The following is a 14795-nucleotide window of genomic DNA, read 5'->3' on the forward strand; positions in this document are numbered from 1 at the left end:
TACAGCCGCGTCGGTGAAGGCTCGACCTATTCGGAGCAAGCCGTGCTGGGCGACCATGCATCGCGCGTCACGCGCACCGGAACTCCGCTGCGGTTCGACGATCGACGGCACCTGGACGCGCACCAATTCTTGATCGACGAGGCATATCTGCTCGACGCACAGGAATACCAAACCTGGCTCGACAACATCACCGACGATATCCACTACCTCATGCCGGTTCGGGTAACCACGGCGCTCAACTCGGGATTCGACACCTCACCAGGAATGGCACATTTCGATGAGAACAAGTATTCGCTCAGCCGGCGGGTCGCGCGGTTCGTCACCGAGCACGCGTGGACCGAGGATCCCCCGTCACGACTGCGCCACTACATCACCAACATCCGGACCTTCGTCACCGACGCCGAGGACCACCTCGTCGTCGAAAGCGCCGAATTGCTGTTCCGCAGCAGAGGCGATGTCAATGAGTCGGCACTCGTCTCGTGTGGACGCGAGGATCTGCTCAGGCGCGTCGGTGACGAATGGAAGCTCGCACGACGCACCATCTTTGTCGACGAGTCCGTGATGCGGATGCAGAATCTCGCGGTGTTCCTATGAGCTTGCAGTGGGAAGGCGAGGAGCAGGACGCACGCGCCGCGCGCCGTGCCACAGACGAGTTCGCGCAGCTCCTGGCTGGTGCCGTCGGAGATCCGCTGACCATCGCCAACGAATTCGCCGAGGTCAGCGTGCACAAGGTGGCGACCCGCAACGGCGTACGTCTGCTGGTGCACGCCCCGAAGTCCGGACAGTGGGTCTGTGTGGACCCGCTGGAACTCGAGGCGCTGACCTGGCAGAACCCGGCCACCTTCGCCGCGATGGTGGGAAACATGTTTGCTCCGTTGATCGCAGAGGGAGACAACGAATGACTGGCTGGCTCGACGGCAAGCGGGCACTCGTCGTTGGCGGGGGATCGGGGATCGGGCGAGCAGTCGTCGATGCGTTCCTCGCCGAAGGCGCGTGCGTCGCGGTACTCGAGCGTGACCCGAACAAGTGTCGGGTGCTGCGCGAACACCTACCCCAGGTACCGGTCATCGAAGGTGACGCCACACGCGCGGCGGACAACGACGCTGCCGTCGCGGCCGCGGTCGCCGAGTTCGGAGGGCTCGACACACTGGTCAACTGTGTCGGGATCTTCGACTTCTACCAGGGCATAGAGGACATCCCCGCGGACACACTCGACGTGGCGTTCGACGAGATGTTCCGAACCAACGTGCTCAGCCACATGCACTCGGTCAAGGCCGCCGTACCGGAGCTCCGCAAGCACCGCGGATCGTCGATCGTGCTGACGGAGTCGGCCTCGTCGTTCTATCCCGGACGAGGCGGAGTGCTCTACGTGTCTTCCAAATTTGCCGTACGCGGGCTGGTCACCACCCTGGCCTACGAGCTCGCCCCAGATATTCGCGTCAACGGAGTCGCCCCAGGCGGCACGCTGAACACCGACCTGCGCGGGTTGGCGAGCCTGGGACGCGACGCCGATCGACTCGACGACAATCCGAATCGTGCACGCGAGTTGGCGGCGCGGACACCGCTCAACGTGGCCCTCTCAGGTGAGGACCACGCCTGGAGCTTCGTGTTCTTCGCTTCCGACAGATCCCGAGGAATCACCGCAGGCGCGACGCATCCCGACGGCGGCTTCGGAATCGGAGCCCCCAAACCTTCGACCCGCTGATACGAGTTCGACCAGTTCGGAAAGAGAGGAAACCGCGATGGCTGTCGTCAAAGCGAATCTTGGTGCATGTCAGGGATATGCCAATTGCGTCGTCGCTGCCGACGACTACTTCGACATCGACGACGACGGTGTCGTCGAACTGTTGAGTGTGGAGGTCCCCGAATCGGAACGGGGACGCGTCGACAGTGCTGCCCGGTCCTGCCCGGTCTCCGCGCTCTGGATCGAAGACTGATGCCGGAATCGACCACGGTCATCGTCGGTGCATCGATCGGTGGTGTCCGAACTGCGCAGGCACTGCGGTCGGAAGGGTATCCGGGCGCCATCGTTCTCATCGGTGCCGAAGGCGAACTCCCCTATGACAAGCCGCCATTGTCGAAGTCGATCCTGGCAGGTGACTCGACGATGGCCGAGATTACGTTGTTGACCACCGAACAGGCTCGGGAACTCGATCTCGAGCTTCGGTTGGGCCAACCAGCCATACGGCTGAGCACGGCAAACCGGGATGTCGAACTCGCAGACGGTACGAGGGTCGCATTCGACAACCTGGTGCTCGCCACCGGCGCTCGCGCCCGGCCGTCACCATGGGGAACGCCGAACGGCCTACACGTGATACGAACAGCCGCGGACGCCCGCGCACTACGCCGCCATCTCGGCACCACCGACCACCTCGTCATTATCGGCGGCGGCTTCATCGGCGCGGAGACCGCGGCAACCGCGGTCGAACTCGGGATACGCGTGACGCTGGTGGATCCAGAACCCGTGCCCATGGCACGCGTGATGGGTGCGGAGATCGGCGAGCTGTTCATCGACCTCCATCGGCGTCGCGGCGTCGACACCAGATTCGGGGTCGGTGTCGAGTCCGTGCACGGTGAGCACGGGTCCTTCGCGATCGGCTTGTCCGACGGGTCGACGCTCGCCGCCGACACGGTGGTCGTCGGAATCGGGGCGATACCGAACGACGACTGGCTCGAGTCGTCCGGTCTGGAGGTGAGCAATGGTGTGGTGTGTGACGTGTACTGCCGTGCAATCGGTCACGACAACATCTACGCAGTCGGCGACGTGTGCCGGTTCGACAACACCCGACGCGGCGGCTCGACCCGGCTCGAGCACTGGACGAACGCGGTGGAGCAAGCCGTCGTGGTCGCCCGGAACATCGCTCGCCCGGACAAGAAGATGCGCCACGAACCGGTCGAATACGTCTGGAGCGATCAGTACGACTGGAAGATACAGACGGTCGGACTGGCGGGCTCGTCGACGCACACTGTCATCGGCGAGGTGACGAACAAGGCTCGGTTCGCGGTCTGCTACCCCGACGAGAACGGCAGACTGGCCGGGGTCGTCGTCGTCAATTGGCCGAAAGCGCTTGTCACCGCCCGCAAAGCGATCGCACTCGGGGTCGAATATGCCGAGTTTGCGGCACGTCTCGAGGCAATGACGGTGTCAGCCCGCACCACGGTCAAGGAAACCACGTGAACGAGACGGACATCGAGGGTGCACGGGTCGTCGTAGCCGAGGCGTGCAGGGTTGCCGCTGCCCGGGGTTTGATGGAGGGCATCCTGGGCCACATCAGCTTCAGAGTCTCCCCTGACCTTCTGCTCATCAGGTGTCGCAGTGCAGACGACACCGGCGTGGCCTATACACGCCCGTCCGACATTCGACTCGTACGGTTCGACGGAACAGCCGGCGCTCCAGGTGAACTCGACAACGGCTATCAGGTACCCAAGGAGTTGCCCGTTCACGTCGAGTCGATGCGGGCCTCGCCCGACATCCGAGCTGTAGCGCACCTGCACCCCCCGTCGATTGTTGCAGCCGACCTAGCGGGTATCTCGCTGCGGCCCATCTACGGGGCCTACGACATCCCCGGTGCAGTTCTCGCGCGGGGTGGGGTGCCGGTGTACCGCCGCGCAGTGTTGATTCATCGCACCCAACTCGGCAAGGAAATGGTGACGGCGATGGGTGATCGGCCCGTCGTCATCTGCCGCGGACATGGCATCACCTCCGTCGCGTCGTCGGTGCAACAGTCGGTTCTGCAGGCCGCCAGCCTGGAAGAGCTGGCGCGCATGTCCTTGGCTGTCGTGAGCGCGGGTGGCACGCTCGTCGACATCGACGACGCCGATTGGGAGGATCTTCCCGACCTCGGCGCCAACTTCAATACCGGCGCAGTCTGGCGACACGAGGTCGCACGCGCAGCGACGGTATAGGCCAATCGTGGGTACCGGCGGTAATTGTCAACCTACTTGAGACACGTGCGTGTTGATTCCCTACGAGTGCGGCGTCTAAACACGGGGCGCACGGTCTGACTCGGGTGGCGATCATGGAAAACGCCGCGCTTGTCATCCGGGTCAATATCCTCGCGCGGGGCTGGACCCGAGACCCCGCTGGATACGGCCCGTGGCTACTCAGAATCGGCGCCAATAGTATCTGGTTCGTCACTCGACGAATTGATTCTCCTTGGACTGATCGCCACGCGTGCGTGCTTTGCGTGACGACCATGCAGAGCATGGGACTCCTCCGTCAGACCCGGATGACGCGACGATCCGCCGATGAACGCCGAATTGAGCCGTCTCGGTGCCCGAGATGCGGCGTCCGGTCAGTCCGCGGTGTTTATGTCTGGTCGTGAACGGGGTGATTGCCCAATGGTTTTCAAATTGGCGCGGTGACCAGCGCGCCGTGCTGACCGGCCAGCTGTGCTGCCCGCCGTACTGCCTGGCCCGCCGGGTCGGACAGGTCGGTCGCCACCAACACCTGCCGCGGCGGACCGTGAACATCGGCAACGCACTCCTTCCGGTGGCTTCATACTGGCAGCATTCGGCCCAACGGTCCTGCGGATCGGGCGCGAGGCTTCCGAACGGCCTTGGTAGTAAGCAGAAACTGATGTGTCACTATTGGTCTTGCGCCGCAAAGCGGGTCTCTTCAGCGCTGGCCAGGCCGAACGAGACGAGCGGGCGGGGGGCGACCATCTCGAGGAGGTACGCCGCCGCGACGGCGAACCGGTTCGCGGTCCGCGGCAGCGCATACAGATGATAGAGGCGGGTCACTATCTTCGCGGGTAGGCCGGACAGGTTGATGCCCAGCGGATTCGCGACCGCGAAACGAGGGCCGAGGTCGACGACCAGCCCCATATTGCGGTGCCTGTACGGTGCCGGCCGACCCATTCCAAGGCTGCTCGCTACGTTTCGGGCCAGCAGGTGGCCTTGTCGAACGGCGTGCTGTGCGGTCGGCGGCGTGATGTGCCCGGGATTTTTCAGGTCGGGTACCGCTGCGGCGTCCCCGGCCGCGAACACGTCGGGAGCCCCCGGCACACTGAGATCGGGTTGGACGATGAGCCTGCCCTCGGTGAGAGGGAGATCGAGTGTGGAGATCAGCGGGCTGGCCGTGACACCGGTGACCCATACGACGGTGCGGGTGGGAATCGTCGTGCCGTCACTGAGCACCACGTGTTCGCCGGTGAGGGCATCGAGAGTCGTGCCGAGGCGCACCTCGATGCCGCGCTGGCGAAGCACCTCCAGTACCTGTCTGCCCAACTTCTCGCCGAGCTCGGGCATCACCCGGTCGGCTCTGTCGAGCAGCAGGAACCGGACCTGCGTGGGATCGAACCGGCGTTGACGCGCCACCTCGTCGGCGAGCGCACGTAGCTGGGCGACCAGTTCGGTGCCGGCATACGAAGCTCCGACCACGACCACCGTCCGCTGCGCTTCCCTCTGCACGGGATCGGTTTCGTGGGTGGAGAGTTCGAGCTGTGTCAGCAGCTGGTCCCGTAGGTACAGTGCCTCGCCTACCGTCTTCAGGCCACAGGCGTTCTCCTTCAGGCCCGGAATGTCGACCGTCCGTGTCACCGAGCCGGGGGTGAGTACCAGTCGATCCCAGTGCAACTGGGCCACATCCGCGTCACAGTCCATCAGCGTGATGGTGCGTGAATCGAAGTTCACCGACGTCACCCGTCCGGTGATCAACTCGACGCCGGGGAGCGAGCCGGCCAGCGGCACCGAGACGTACCGCGGGTCGAGGATGCCGCCGGCCACGTCCGGCAACAACGGGGTGTAGAGCATGTAGTCGTGTGTCGAGACCAATATCACCTCGGTCTGGTTCCGTGGGTCCTTCGCGAGGAGATGCGGGAGTCTGCGGGCACACTCGAAGCCGGCGAAGCCTGCGCCGACGATGAGTACACGTTCTCGGGTCGAGGAATTCTCGGTCGTCACGGCCAGGGCACCTCTCGGTCGTCCTACTTGTGTTTGCCATCTCGAGTCCCGCAGCAGGTCACAGAGCGAACGGGTAGGTCTCCGGCATTTCGCCTTCCACCCACAGGCTGGTGCGTTCGAGCGGTTCGAGGGCGTGCGTGGTGTCGATGTGGATCACCGCGTCGAACTGATCGGACAGCCGCGTGTAAAAGTAGTGGCTCTGCCGTTCCGTCTCCGGGCGGTAGATCACGCCGATCGCCCGCTCCAGGCGCGCGACCCGAAGGGTGTCCGCGGTCCTCCGGTCGTGGTCGGTGCGGACGAGGAACGCGTCCTTTCCCACCTCGTGGAAGAGTTCTTCGACACTGCTGGGCAACGCGGCGCGGACCACCTTCCGTTCCGCCGGTCCACCCCACTCGCTGGCCGCGGTGACCGTTCCCGCGTAGGTGCTGAATCCGATCAGGCGGCAGTCGTCGCGGTACCGTTCGCGCACCAGTTGGCCCACCGTCAGTTCGCCCTGGGTTCCGACCTCGGTGGCACGCGCGTCGCCCACGTGGGAGTTGTGAGCCCAGACGACCACGCGGGCGGTACTCCCGAGCCGGCGGTCGAGATGAGCGATCAGTGCGTCGAGCGTGTCGGCCATGTGACGGTCGCGTAGGTTCCACGACGACACCCGGCCACCGAACATGGTGCGGTAGTACTCCTCGGCGTCGCGCACACTCCACGCGTTCCGTTCCGCGTAGAACTGGTCGTCGTCGGCGAGGATACCGCCGCGGCGGGCGTACTCGAGGGCGTGGTGTTGCAGGTCCACGAGCTGGTCGACGACCTGCTGCTCGCAGGATTCCCCCGCACCGAACGCTGCGGCGTAGCCGTACGCCTGACCGTCTTCCTCGGATACGTGCTCGAAGCACGAATAGCGGGCGCGTGCCCGCTGGGCCGCCGCCGGGTCGACCCGGTCCAGGTAGTCGATCACCTCCCGCATGGAGCGGTGCAGGCTGTAGAGATCGAGTCCGTAAAAGCCTGTCTGGTCTCGGCCGTCCGTCGCGCACCGGTCGTTGTGCTCCCTCAACCACGCGACGAAGTCGCGGACCACCGTGTTACGCCACATCCAGGCCGGGAAGCGCTCGAATCCGCGCAGCGCCTCCTCCGCCGACGTGTCGCTGCCGTGTCCGCGCACGTAGCGGTTGACCCGATAGGCGTCGGGCCAGTCGGCTTCCGCCGCAACAGCGGTGAAACCCTTCTCCTCGATCAATCTCCTGGTGATCTCCGCGCGTGCGGCATAGAACTCGTGTGTTCCGTGCGAGCTCTCGCCGATCAGCACGATCCGCGCGTCACCGACGAGGTCGAGCAGGTCCTGCGGTGCCGGCACACCGTCGGGCGCCTCACGAGATGCCAAGCGAACGATTCCCGCGGCCGAGTTGAATTCGAGTATCCGGGCGTTCGGGGTCCCCGGGCCGACGGTGGGTGTGCGCAGCAACGTCCGCACCTCCTCGTCCGTCACCTGGGCGAAGTTCCAAAACGAGTTCCCCACGGCGCGGAAGGGAAACGGCATCGTCGCACACACGACGTCGTCGACCACCGCTCGGAGATCGCGGCACGTCGATTCCGGCGCGGCCGGTACCGCGACGACGATCTGTTCGGGCTCTTGCTCACGCAGCGCGTCGACCGCCGCATGCATGCTGGCTCCTGTCGCGAGACCGTCGTCGACGAGGATCGCAATCTTTCCCGCGACGTCGGTCGGGGGCCGGTTTCCCCGGTATGCCGCTTCACGGCGGACCAATTCGCGTCCCTCCCGGTCCACGACCCGACGCAGTTGTTCCGGGGTGATCGCGAGATCTCTCACCAGGTCGTCGTTCAGGACCACCACGCCGCCACTCGCCAGTGCCCCCATCGCGAACTCCTCGCGGCCGGGAACCCCGAGCTTGCGTACGACGAAGGCATCGAGGGGTGCACCCAGGGCAGCCGCCACCTCCCACGCGACGGGTACACCTCCGCGCGCGAGGCCGAGGACGACGACGCGTGGGTCTCCCCGGTACGCCTCGAGCAACTCGCCCAGAACGCGTCCAGCTTCTCGCCGGTCTCGAAAGATGCGTTCCGGTCTGTCCGTCGATGTTTGTCCGGAATCCTTCATCGGGTCCTCCTCCCGAGCTGACCGCCCGGCGTCGCACCGCGCGGTGTCGTTGTCGTTGTCGATCGTGTCGTCCTCGGCCCGTGGGTGACAGGGTCGAAGGCCACTTTCGGGGCCAGCACGAGCGCAAGCGGCCGGCTCATGGTTCTCATCTCCTCTTGTGGGTGCGCACCAGGCCCGCTTCCCCTCGGCGAGGTCGGCGCGTGACCGGACTGGCCCCGTCCATCGGGAACGGAGCATGGGGGTTGAGCCGAAAGCCCTTCTCGCCGCGGGTATGACGACCTCGACCCCGGCCGTCGGTGGAGGCCCGAAGAGCGGATCGGGGGAAACACCGTCTGTGGCAACTAGCCGGCATGCGGCAGATCATGACCAGGGCCGAGGGCATGGTGCAGGAGGTTCTGGCTCGTCGATCCCTGAAGGGATCCGGCGAGCCACGACACAGCCTGCAGCGATGACGGTGATCCGTCGGTTCCGACGACGATCGGACGGTCGGCAGTCATTGTGTTCCTACCTTTCTCGACGAGTGATGGAACGCGGAAGTGCCTGTCGGTGATCTCGATGGTCGCCGCCAGCAGATCGTCGCCGTAGGGCAGAAGGTCACCGCCTTCGGGTCGGAGGTCCACCCGCGGCCTGACGACAAATTCACGGCGGCACAGTGACAACGCTCGCGCGCATTTCGCCACGCGCGTGCGCTACCGGTTCATCGTGGTGCGGCAACTCATTTGGTGTGTGCGGACGAAGCCCAGTCCGATAGTCATCGAAAGCAGGGAGAGGGCGGCGTGAATGTCGCGCGGTGCGATTCGCCCGGCACTGCAACGAGCCATGCCGTACCCCTGTTCATCGTCCGCGAAAGGGTCGGGTGGGGGCCGGAGGCCCTCCGACGGACAACAGGTGTCATTGACCTTGTGCCCTACACCGGTCGCGGGCAAGGCTGAAGACTCGAACCGTAGCGATCGGAGGAGTTCTCTCCGAACCGGCGCCGCTGCTGTGGACTCGAGTGCGGGGGTGGCCCTGACCGGATAGATCGGGGTCGCGCTCTTGACTTGCCGGAGCATGTCATCTCCGTTGTCTGGTTGCAAGGATTTGGGGGACCGGGAGATGTGAACGGCGAGTGCAACTCGGGCGGCGGCGGAACCGCTCCGAGCAGGTGACCGCTGCTCCCGTGTCAATCCAGGTTCCCTTCAGAAGGAGGAAAGATCATGGCTCTCATGCGTTTCGATCCGTTCCGCGAGTCGACTGGGTGCGGCCGCTGCTCGCGAGTATCACGCTCGCCTGCTACGGGCTGATTGTCGGTGCCCTCGTCGGTGCCCTGTTCGGGCTGGTCATGTAGGCGCTGCAGCGGGGCGGCGTGATTTCGCGTCCGTCAGCTCACTGCGACCTCGCTATTACGAGGTCCTCGCCGACATCGGGGTTGCGGACGAAGCCATCCGGCTGCTCGCCGGAAGTACCGATCAGAAGGAATAAGAGCGTGGATGGAGAAATGATGTCGATCAAGCTCAACAACACCGCGTACGAACACGCAAAACGCCTCATCAAGTCCGGTCACCGCGTTCTCGACGACCGCGATGCCTGGAGCGAGCATCGGCCGTCGACGCAGCAGGAGAACGAGTACATCGCCGAACACGGCCTCACCGAGTATGCCCACTGGTATCTCGGCATCGACGACGAGCACGACCCGGACACCAAGGGCAGGTACAAATTCCCCTACGGCGACTTCGAGAGCGTGCACAGGTGCGGGGTGCTGTCCGCAGAGTCGCGGGCGGCGCAGTACAAGCACGACGACATCGAGGCGGCGGCCGCCCATCTGCACGGCATGCTGGACGCCTACCGCTGACCGCGGTCGCGGTCATTCTTCCCCTGTTCGTCGAAGCACGCAGGACAGTGCGCTGTGGGATGGAAAACCATCTCCACGACGGCGTCGACGCCGGCACCGAACCCGTCCGGCTGGCGGAGCCGACCTGGAGAAACCGCGCGGATCTCGGTGTCGGACCTGGGCGGGCGGGAGGATCGGAGGAGGGTTCGGTGATGACCCGCGACGTGGAGACACGGTGGGCCGACCGGTCGGTATTGTGCACCGCCGGATGGTATTCGGCCGGCGTGGTCGGTGCGGCCCTGGTCGTGATGGGCGCCGCGGTGGGCTGGGCGGCGGCGGGCCGGGAGCAGTGCGCCGACCCGACCTCGCTGGTGTGTACCGACCCGGCCCGCTACTTGCTGGTGTTCGCGCCGACCGTGATCCTGCTGCTCGGGTGTGGGGGCATTCGTGCGCGCCTACGCGGCGTGGCGGGCGTCGGCAGACCTGGCCGATCTGGCACGGCGCCGGATGGCCTGCCCTTCTCCGTAGATGACGAAGCCCGGCTGACGGCGGAGGCTGCGGAGCGGGCGGTCCTGGCGGAAATTCTGGCCGGGTTGCGTGACCGTTTCCCTACGTCTCGGTGCGGCAGACCTCGTCCGGGACCAGCCGGTGCGTCACCTCCTCGAACTGGCCGACGAGGCCCAGCTGATTGTCGTCGGAAACGGGGGGCGCGGCGGCTTCGCCGGGATGACGCTCGGCTCGACCAGCACGGCCCTGCTGCACACCACTACGTGCCCCTCCTCATCGTCAGACAGTGCACCGACGGCTAGTACGCCGCCGCGATCCAGTCTTTCATCAGGCGAGGAGGGGACCGAAGTCCTCGAAGAGCTGACCAGGTCAATGACCTTGGGCCCTACATCGGCATCTAGGCCTAGAAGAGATCAGCTGGGACGAGTGGTTCGAGAAGTTCGACGAGGCCGGTCTGGCGTTCCTGTACCAGGAGCAAAAGTCGAGCGGCGACGACAGCACTTTCTTCAAGCTGGCCGACCGGGAGTGAGGTTGCCTTCGGCGCCGACGGGTTTCGTTGTATCCCGGTTGGGAGCAGTCTCCGCGCGACGCGTCCGTCGGCACACGCACGGAACTGAGAGCGGTTCGACGGTGAACCCGACGAGGTCGTGGAGGCTACCCACTGGCGAGGCCCTTGCCGTGCTTGAGGATTCGCCGGTCCTGACCGCACCTGTCGGTCCGGTCAGGACCAGGATCAACGACCTTCTCGGCCGGCCGCCAGTCAATGCCCCTCCTGGTCCGACAACGTCTTACCCTCGAGAGCCTTGACCCGTCGGTGCTCGAGAAGGACCAGGACGATGCCGGAGAGGAAGCAGAGGACACAGACCGTACCGGCGACCACGGCCCAACCCTCCATGCCATAGCCGGCGGCCACCAGAGCCATTGCGAGTAACGCGATCCCTATCCCGAGGAGTAGGAATCCCGGCCAGTTACGGCGATCGATGATGGCCTCTCCGGCATGCTCACGCATGGTGCGCCCCTCATCGTGTGGGTGATCTTCGGTGCCTGCCATATTCACTCCTCGTTGTCGGGCGGTCCTCGGGGACCGCGACGAAAAAACATCTACCTCTGCATTTCGCGCTGCGCCGGTGTCTGGAGCCGATTTCCCTCGACCGGCATTCGGGTAGCGAGAGCATCGCGTACGACGGTGCGCACCACCGGTTCGCATGGGGTGCGGTAGTCGGGCTGTGGGCCGGCGTAGATCAGGCCGACGACTGGGACGGGTGCCGTACGGCTGCGGAAGCTGAGGTCCAGGCGACCGGGCTCGCCCGGGCGGTCTCGGGCTATCACGGTATCGAAGTGGCCCTCAGCATCGGGGGGAGTGGTGGATACACCCCACGCGATTCGGGGTTTGCCGGCGAAGACCGCGAGCAGCGGCGTCTCCGCGTCGACAGGTGGTGGACCACGTATCCATACCAAGATGTCGGCATCGGCGGGGTGGACAGTGTCTGCCCGTACCATCGGATAACTGATCAGGTCGGCGTAGCGGGCGATCTCGCTGACGGCAACGCTGAAGCTCACGCGTCGTTCTCGGAGCCAATCCGCCACTGCATCGAGCGCGAGTAGATCCCCGCCGGTGTTGCCGTCGCTGTGCACGGAGAACAGCCGCCGAGCCGTCGAGCGCTCACCGTACCGGACCGCGCCATGCCAGAGGCGGCTACCGGACGATGAGAAGTGGGCAGTTGACCGAGTGCATCAACGCCCTGCTGGTCGACCCCAACAGCAAGCTGGTGAACCCGCCCCGACCGCGGCTACCCACGACGAGCAGCTGCGCATTCTCGGCTTCCTCACGCAGGCCGTGTGCGGGTTGGTCGATGACGACGACTGGGCGGACCTTCACGTCCGGGTATTTCTCGGCGTGACCGGCGAGTCTTTCCGACAACCGGGCTGTTTCGTTCTTCACGACCTCCTGCATCCACGTGGGGTCGGTGCCGCCCTCGAATGCGAGGTGAAGATCGACGTCGGACCAGGCGTGGACGGCCACGAGTTCGGTGTGCCGCAGTGCGGCTTCCTCGAATGCCATGGAGACGGCTGGTTCGGTGTGCGCGGATCCGTCGACGCCGACGACGACGGGTCCTGCGAGGGCGTTGATGTCGGTGTCGGGCAGGCCGTGGATGACGGCGACGGGGCAGTGTGCGTGGGTGGCGACGGCGGAGCTGACCGAGCCCAGGAACATCCTTTCGATGATTCCTTGCCGGTTCGCCCCGACGACGACCATGCGCGCAGTTTTCGACCGCTCGACGAGTTCACCGGCGGGTGTCTCGGTGCCGAGGACGGTGTGGATCTCGAGTGAGTGACCGGGTACCGCGTCGGCTGCGACCTCGGCGGCCCTGGCCAACCTCTTCTTGGCTTCGAGTTCCTCTTCTTCGAAGAAGCTGGGGGGCAGGCCGACGGGAAACCCGTACGCGCCCGGAACGAACGTGGTGGTGAGCACCGTCAGGGGAGCGTTCCGCAGTGCCGCTTCCTTCGCGGCCCACGACACTGCCTGCAGCGATGACGGTGATCCGTCTGTTCCGACGACGATGGGACGGTCGGCAGCCATGATGTTCCTACCTTTCGTGACCGGGTGATGGGACGGCGGAAGTGCCTGTCAGTGATATCGATGGTCGCCGCCAGACGATCGTCGCCGTAGGGCAGAAGGTCACCGCTTTCGGGTCGGAGGTCCACCTGCGGCCGTGCGACCCCCATCCACAGCGTCACAGTAATCCCGCTCGGCGTATTTCGCCCGGCACCGGCGCCACTTGATTATCGGTGTGCGGCAACTCATGTGATGTGCGCGGACGAATCCCCGTCCGATAGTCGGCGAAAGCAGGGAGAGGGCGGCGTCGCGGGAATGTCCCTTGGTTAGCCGAGCGCGGCACTGTTCCATCCGGCGCCGTACCCCGCGCATCGTGCGTGAAGGGTCGGGTAGAGGTCGGAAGTCCTCTGGCAGGCAACGAGGGTCACTGACCTTGTGCCCTACGCCGGTTGCGGTCGTCGCGGAAGACTCGGGAACCGAGCGATCGGAGGAGGTATCTCCGAACCAGCGCAGCTGGGGCTCGAGTCATGGGTGGCCCTGACCGGTTCGAAGCCGAGTCGGCGCCGCCGCAGAGAATTCACGCATAGGAGCAATGATGGCAACACAGTCGAGTGCGGGAACATCGGCAGTACGCCCGAACGAGCCCGCCCACCGAGTAATAGCAACGTTCGACAACTATGCCGACGCCGAGCGTGCCGTCGACTACCTCTCCGACCAGCACTTCGCGGTGGAGAAGGTGGCCATCATCGGCCGCGATCTCGAACTGGTCGAGCAGGTCCTCGGCCGGATGAATTACGGCTGGGCGGCACTACAGGGTGCAATGTCCGGCGCGCTGATCGGCGCGCTGATCGGGTGGATCTTCGGCCTTTTCGACTGGGTGCGGCCGCTCCTCGCGAGTGTCACGCTCGCCTGCTACGGGCTGATCTTCGGCGCCCTCATGGGTGCTCTGCTCGGTCTGCTCATGTATGCGCTGCAACGGGGGCGGCGCGATTTCGCCTCGGTCTACTCATTGCAGCCCCGCCACTTTGAAGTCCTCGCCGACGTCGAGGTCGCGGACGAAGCCACCCGGCTGCTCGCCGGCCGGACCGATCGAAAGGAATGAGTCATGGGAACCGCTGTAGGCATCGATCTGGGCACCACCAACTCGGCCATCGCGTGTTGGCAGGGCGGTGAGCCGGTGGTGATCGCCAACGCCGAGGGAGCGCGGACGACGCCGTCGGTGGTGGCGTTCACCGAGAGCGGTGAGCCGCCTGGTCGGTCAGCTCGCCCGACGGCAGGCGATCTTGAATCCGAAGGGCACGATCTACTCGGCGAAACGGTTCAGCCGAGGCGCCGATCGTGCGAGGTGGAGGACCACGATCGCGACCAGCGGTGCCCAGTTCGAGGAACGTACGGTCGACGGCACGTGCATCAGCGACCGGTTCCGTGCGGCATCGGCACCCTCCTACATGCACCTACCGCGAGTGGGCCCACCAGATCAACATACCCCTGGCGCCGCCCGTGGCCGGCGACTGCCGAACCGCTTCAATGCCCCCAGACAACCGACATCGACCGCAGTGCACATGTCGCCACCACTGCGAGCCGAGCCGTATCATGTTGTGCTACTTGAATTGTCAAAGCACGCGAACCTTGGGTTCGACCGATTCGGGCGCCGTCCAGTGAAATCCGGTCTGGATGGATCCAATGGATGGATAAACCGACAGTCGGAAAATGGATTTCGCCGCTGGTTCGCTTCTGCGCCCGGAGCTTCGGTTCCAATCGCCGAGCACCTGATCCTGTACGTGAGGATGAAGGAGCTGTTATTCCCGGTGCTCCCGCGACTGTACTGTCATGGCGGAATCGGCTTCCTACTTTCGACTTACCGGGACCTTGTCACACACCTCTTCGGCTACGAAGATCCTTCGCATCGG

The 14795-nt window shown here is 65.1% G+C and carries 15 protein-coding genes and 3 pseudogenes; 11 read left to right on the forward strand and 7 right to left on the reverse strand.

The features are described 5' to 3' along the window. Window positions 1-42: 42 nt before the first annotated feature. From OYT95_RS43190 to OYT95_RS43215, 6 genes are read left to right on the forward strand one after another with little or no spacing between them, the layout of a single operon-like run. The gene (locus OYT95_RS43190; protein WP_268793252.1) at window positions 43-594 is read left to right on the forward strand and encodes a 3-phenylpropionate/cinnamic acid dioxygenase subunit beta; all 552 of its coding nucleotides are present in this window, start codon (window positions 43-45) and stop codon (window positions 592-594) included. After that, on the forward strand, window positions 591-902 hold the full coding sequence (locus OYT95_RS43195; protein WP_005574176.1) for a hypothetical protein: 312 nt from the start codon (window positions 591-593) through the stop codon (window positions 900-902). Before OYT95_RS43190 ends, OYT95_RS43195 begins: the two co-directional genes overlap by 4 nt. Further along, window positions 899-1705, forward strand: a complete 807-nt coding sequence (gene hcaB / locus OYT95_RS43200) for a 3-(cis-5,6-dihydroxycyclohexa-1,3-dien-1-yl)propanoate dehydrogenase (RefSeq protein ID WP_268792617.1) — start codon at window positions 899-901, stop codon at window positions 1703-1705. The genes OYT95_RS43195 and hcaB overlap by 4 nt, the downstream gene beginning before the upstream one ends. Window positions 1706-1742: 37 nt before the next feature. Then, window positions 1743-1937 (forward strand): ferredoxin, encoded by a 195-nt coding sequence (locus OYT95_RS43205; RefSeq protein ID WP_005256000.1) that lies wholly within the window; start codon window positions 1743-1745, stop codon window positions 1935-1937. After that, window positions 1937-3178, forward strand: coding sequence for an NAD(P)/FAD-dependent oxidoreductase (locus OYT95_RS43210; protein WP_268792618.1), 1242 nt, complete (start codon window positions 1937-1939; stop codon window positions 3176-3178). The genes OYT95_RS43205 and OYT95_RS43210 overlap by 1 nt, the downstream gene beginning before the upstream one ends. Then, entirely contained in the window at window positions 3175-3906 is a 732-nt protein-coding gene (locus OYT95_RS43215) for a class II aldolase/adducin family protein (protein WP_109335569.1), read from the forward strand. Before OYT95_RS43210 ends, OYT95_RS43215 begins: the two co-directional genes overlap by 4 nt. Window positions 3907-4348: 442 nt before the next feature. On the opposite strand, the gene OYT95_RS44590 is transcribed toward OYT95_RS43215, so the two are convergent. The 4 genes and pseudogenes from OYT95_RS44590 to OYT95_RS44970 form a co-directional block, all read right to left on the reverse strand. Next, window positions 4349-4450: a universal stress protein gene (locus OYT95_RS44590; RefSeq protein ID WP_109335568.1), complete on the reverse strand. Its 102-nt coding sequence runs from the start codon at window positions 4448-4450 to the stop codon at window positions 4349-4351. A 137-nt stretch (window positions 4451-4587) separates the two neighbouring features. Beyond that, window positions 4588-5904: an NAD(P)/FAD-dependent oxidoreductase gene (locus OYT95_RS43220; RefSeq protein WP_268792619.1), complete on the reverse strand. Its 1317-nt coding sequence runs from the start codon at window positions 5902-5904 to the stop codon at window positions 4588-4590. 58 nt (window positions 5905-5962) lie between these two features. Continuing rightward, on the reverse strand, window positions 5963-8011 hold the full coding sequence (locus OYT95_RS43225) for an erythromycin esterase family protein (protein WP_268792620.1): 2049 nt from the start codon (window positions 8009-8011) through the stop codon (window positions 5963-5965). Between the two features lie 422 nt (window positions 8012-8433). Continuing rightward, window positions 8434-8670 (reverse strand): annotated as a pseudogene (locus tag OYT95_RS44970) (hypothetical protein); the annotation flags it as partial. 572 nt (window positions 8671-9242) lie between these two features. Here OYT95_RS44970 and OYT95_RS43235 point away from each other — a divergent pair. The 3 genes and pseudogenes from OYT95_RS43235 to OYT95_RS44975 all read left to right on the forward strand — a co-directional run. Then, a pseudogene (locus OYT95_RS43235) lies at window positions 9243-9472 on the forward strand (general stress protein); the annotation flags it as partial. 19 nt (window positions 9473-9491) lie between these two features. Further along, on the forward strand, window positions 9492-9842 hold the full coding sequence (locus tag OYT95_RS43240; protein WP_268793253.1) for a hypothetical protein: 351 nt from the start codon (window positions 9492-9494) through the stop codon (window positions 9840-9842). A gap of 627 nt (window positions 9843-10469) precedes the next feature. Beyond that, window positions 10470-11135, forward strand: a complete 666-nt coding sequence (locus tag OYT95_RS44975) for a universal stress protein (RefSeq protein ID WP_442972606.1) — start codon at window positions 10470-10472, stop codon at window positions 11133-11135. Here OYT95_RS44975 and OYT95_RS43250 read toward each other — a convergent pair. The 3 genes from OYT95_RS43250 to OYT95_RS43260 all read right to left on the reverse strand — a co-directional run bounded on the left by OYT95_RS43250 (window position 11089) and on the right by OYT95_RS43260 (window position 12909). After that, on the reverse strand, window positions 11089-11379 hold the full coding sequence (locus OYT95_RS43250) for a hypothetical protein (RefSeq protein WP_043790043.1): 291 nt from the start codon (window positions 11377-11379) through the stop codon (window positions 11089-11091). The genes OYT95_RS44975 and OYT95_RS43250 overlap by 47 nt on opposite strands. Before the next feature lie 50 nt (window positions 11380-11429). Next, complete coding sequence (locus tag OYT95_RS43255; protein WP_268792621.1) at window positions 11430-11888, reverse strand: hypothetical protein; 459 nt, start codon at window positions 11886-11888, stop codon at window positions 11430-11432. A 136-nt stretch (window positions 11889-12024) separates the two neighbouring features. Continuing rightward, window positions 12025-12909: a universal stress protein gene (locus tag OYT95_RS43260; RefSeq protein ID WP_268792622.1), complete on the reverse strand. Its 885-nt coding sequence runs from the start codon at window positions 12907-12909 to the stop codon at window positions 12025-12027. Window positions 12910-13480: 571 nt separating this feature from the next. Between OYT95_RS43260 and OYT95_RS43265 the strand changes: the two genes are divergently transcribed. Together OYT95_RS43265 and OYT95_RS43270 are read left to right on the forward strand one after the other, a co-directional pair. Next, a complete protein-coding gene (locus tag OYT95_RS43265) occupies window positions 13481-13987 on the forward strand; it encodes a general stress protein (protein WP_268793254.1) in 507 nt (168 codons plus the stop codon). A gap of 3 nt (window positions 13988-13990) precedes the next feature. Beyond that, window positions 13991-14207, forward strand: a pseudogene (locus tag OYT95_RS43270) (Hsp70 family protein); the annotation flags it as partial. Window positions 14208-14795 lie beyond the last annotated feature (588 nt).

The organism is Rhodococcus sp. JS3073, from assembly GCF_026810085.1.
GTDB lineage: Bacteria > Actinomycetota > Actinomycetes > Mycobacteriales > Mycobacteriaceae > Rhodococcus_F > Rhodococcus_F wratislaviensis.

What these genes read in the sequence shown, in the direction of transcription:
- OYT95_RS43195 (WP_005574176.1), top strand. Translation starts at nt 591, where the DNA reads ATGAGCTTGCAGTGGGAAGGCGAGGAGCAGGACGCACGCGCCGCGCGC.
- hcaB (WP_268792617.1), top strand. Translation starts at nt 899, where the DNA reads ATGACTGGCTGGCTCGACGGCAAGCGGGCACTCGTCGTTGGCGGGGGA.
- OYT95_RS43205 (WP_005256000.1), top strand. Translation starts at nt 1,743, where the DNA reads ATGGCTGTCGTCAAAGCGAATCTTGGTGCATGTCAGGGATATGCCAAT.
- OYT95_RS43210 (WP_268792618.1), top strand. Translation starts at nt 1,937, where the DNA reads ATGCCGGAATCGACCACGGTCATCGTCGGTGCATCGATCGGTGGTGTC.
- OYT95_RS43225 (WP_268792620.1), bottom strand. Translation starts at nt 8,011, where the DNA reads ATGAAGGATTCCGGACAAACATCGACGGACAGACCGGAACGCATCTTT.
- OYT95_RS43240 (WP_268793253.1), top strand. Translation starts at nt 9,492, where the DNA reads ATGTCGATCAAGCTCAACAACACCGCGTACGAACACGCAAAACGCCTC.
- OYT95_RS43250 (WP_043790043.1), bottom strand. Translation starts at nt 11,379, where the DNA reads ATGGCAGGCACCGAAGATCACCCACACGATGAGGGGCGCACCATGCGT.
- OYT95_RS43260 (WP_268792622.1), bottom strand. Translation starts at nt 12,909, where the DNA reads ATGGCTGCCGACCGTCCCATCGTCGTCGGAACAGACGGATCACCGTCA.
- OYT95_RS43265 (WP_268793254.1), top strand. Translation starts at nt 13,481, where the DNA reads ATGGCAACACAGTCGAGTGCGGGAACATCGGCAGTACGCCCGAACGAG.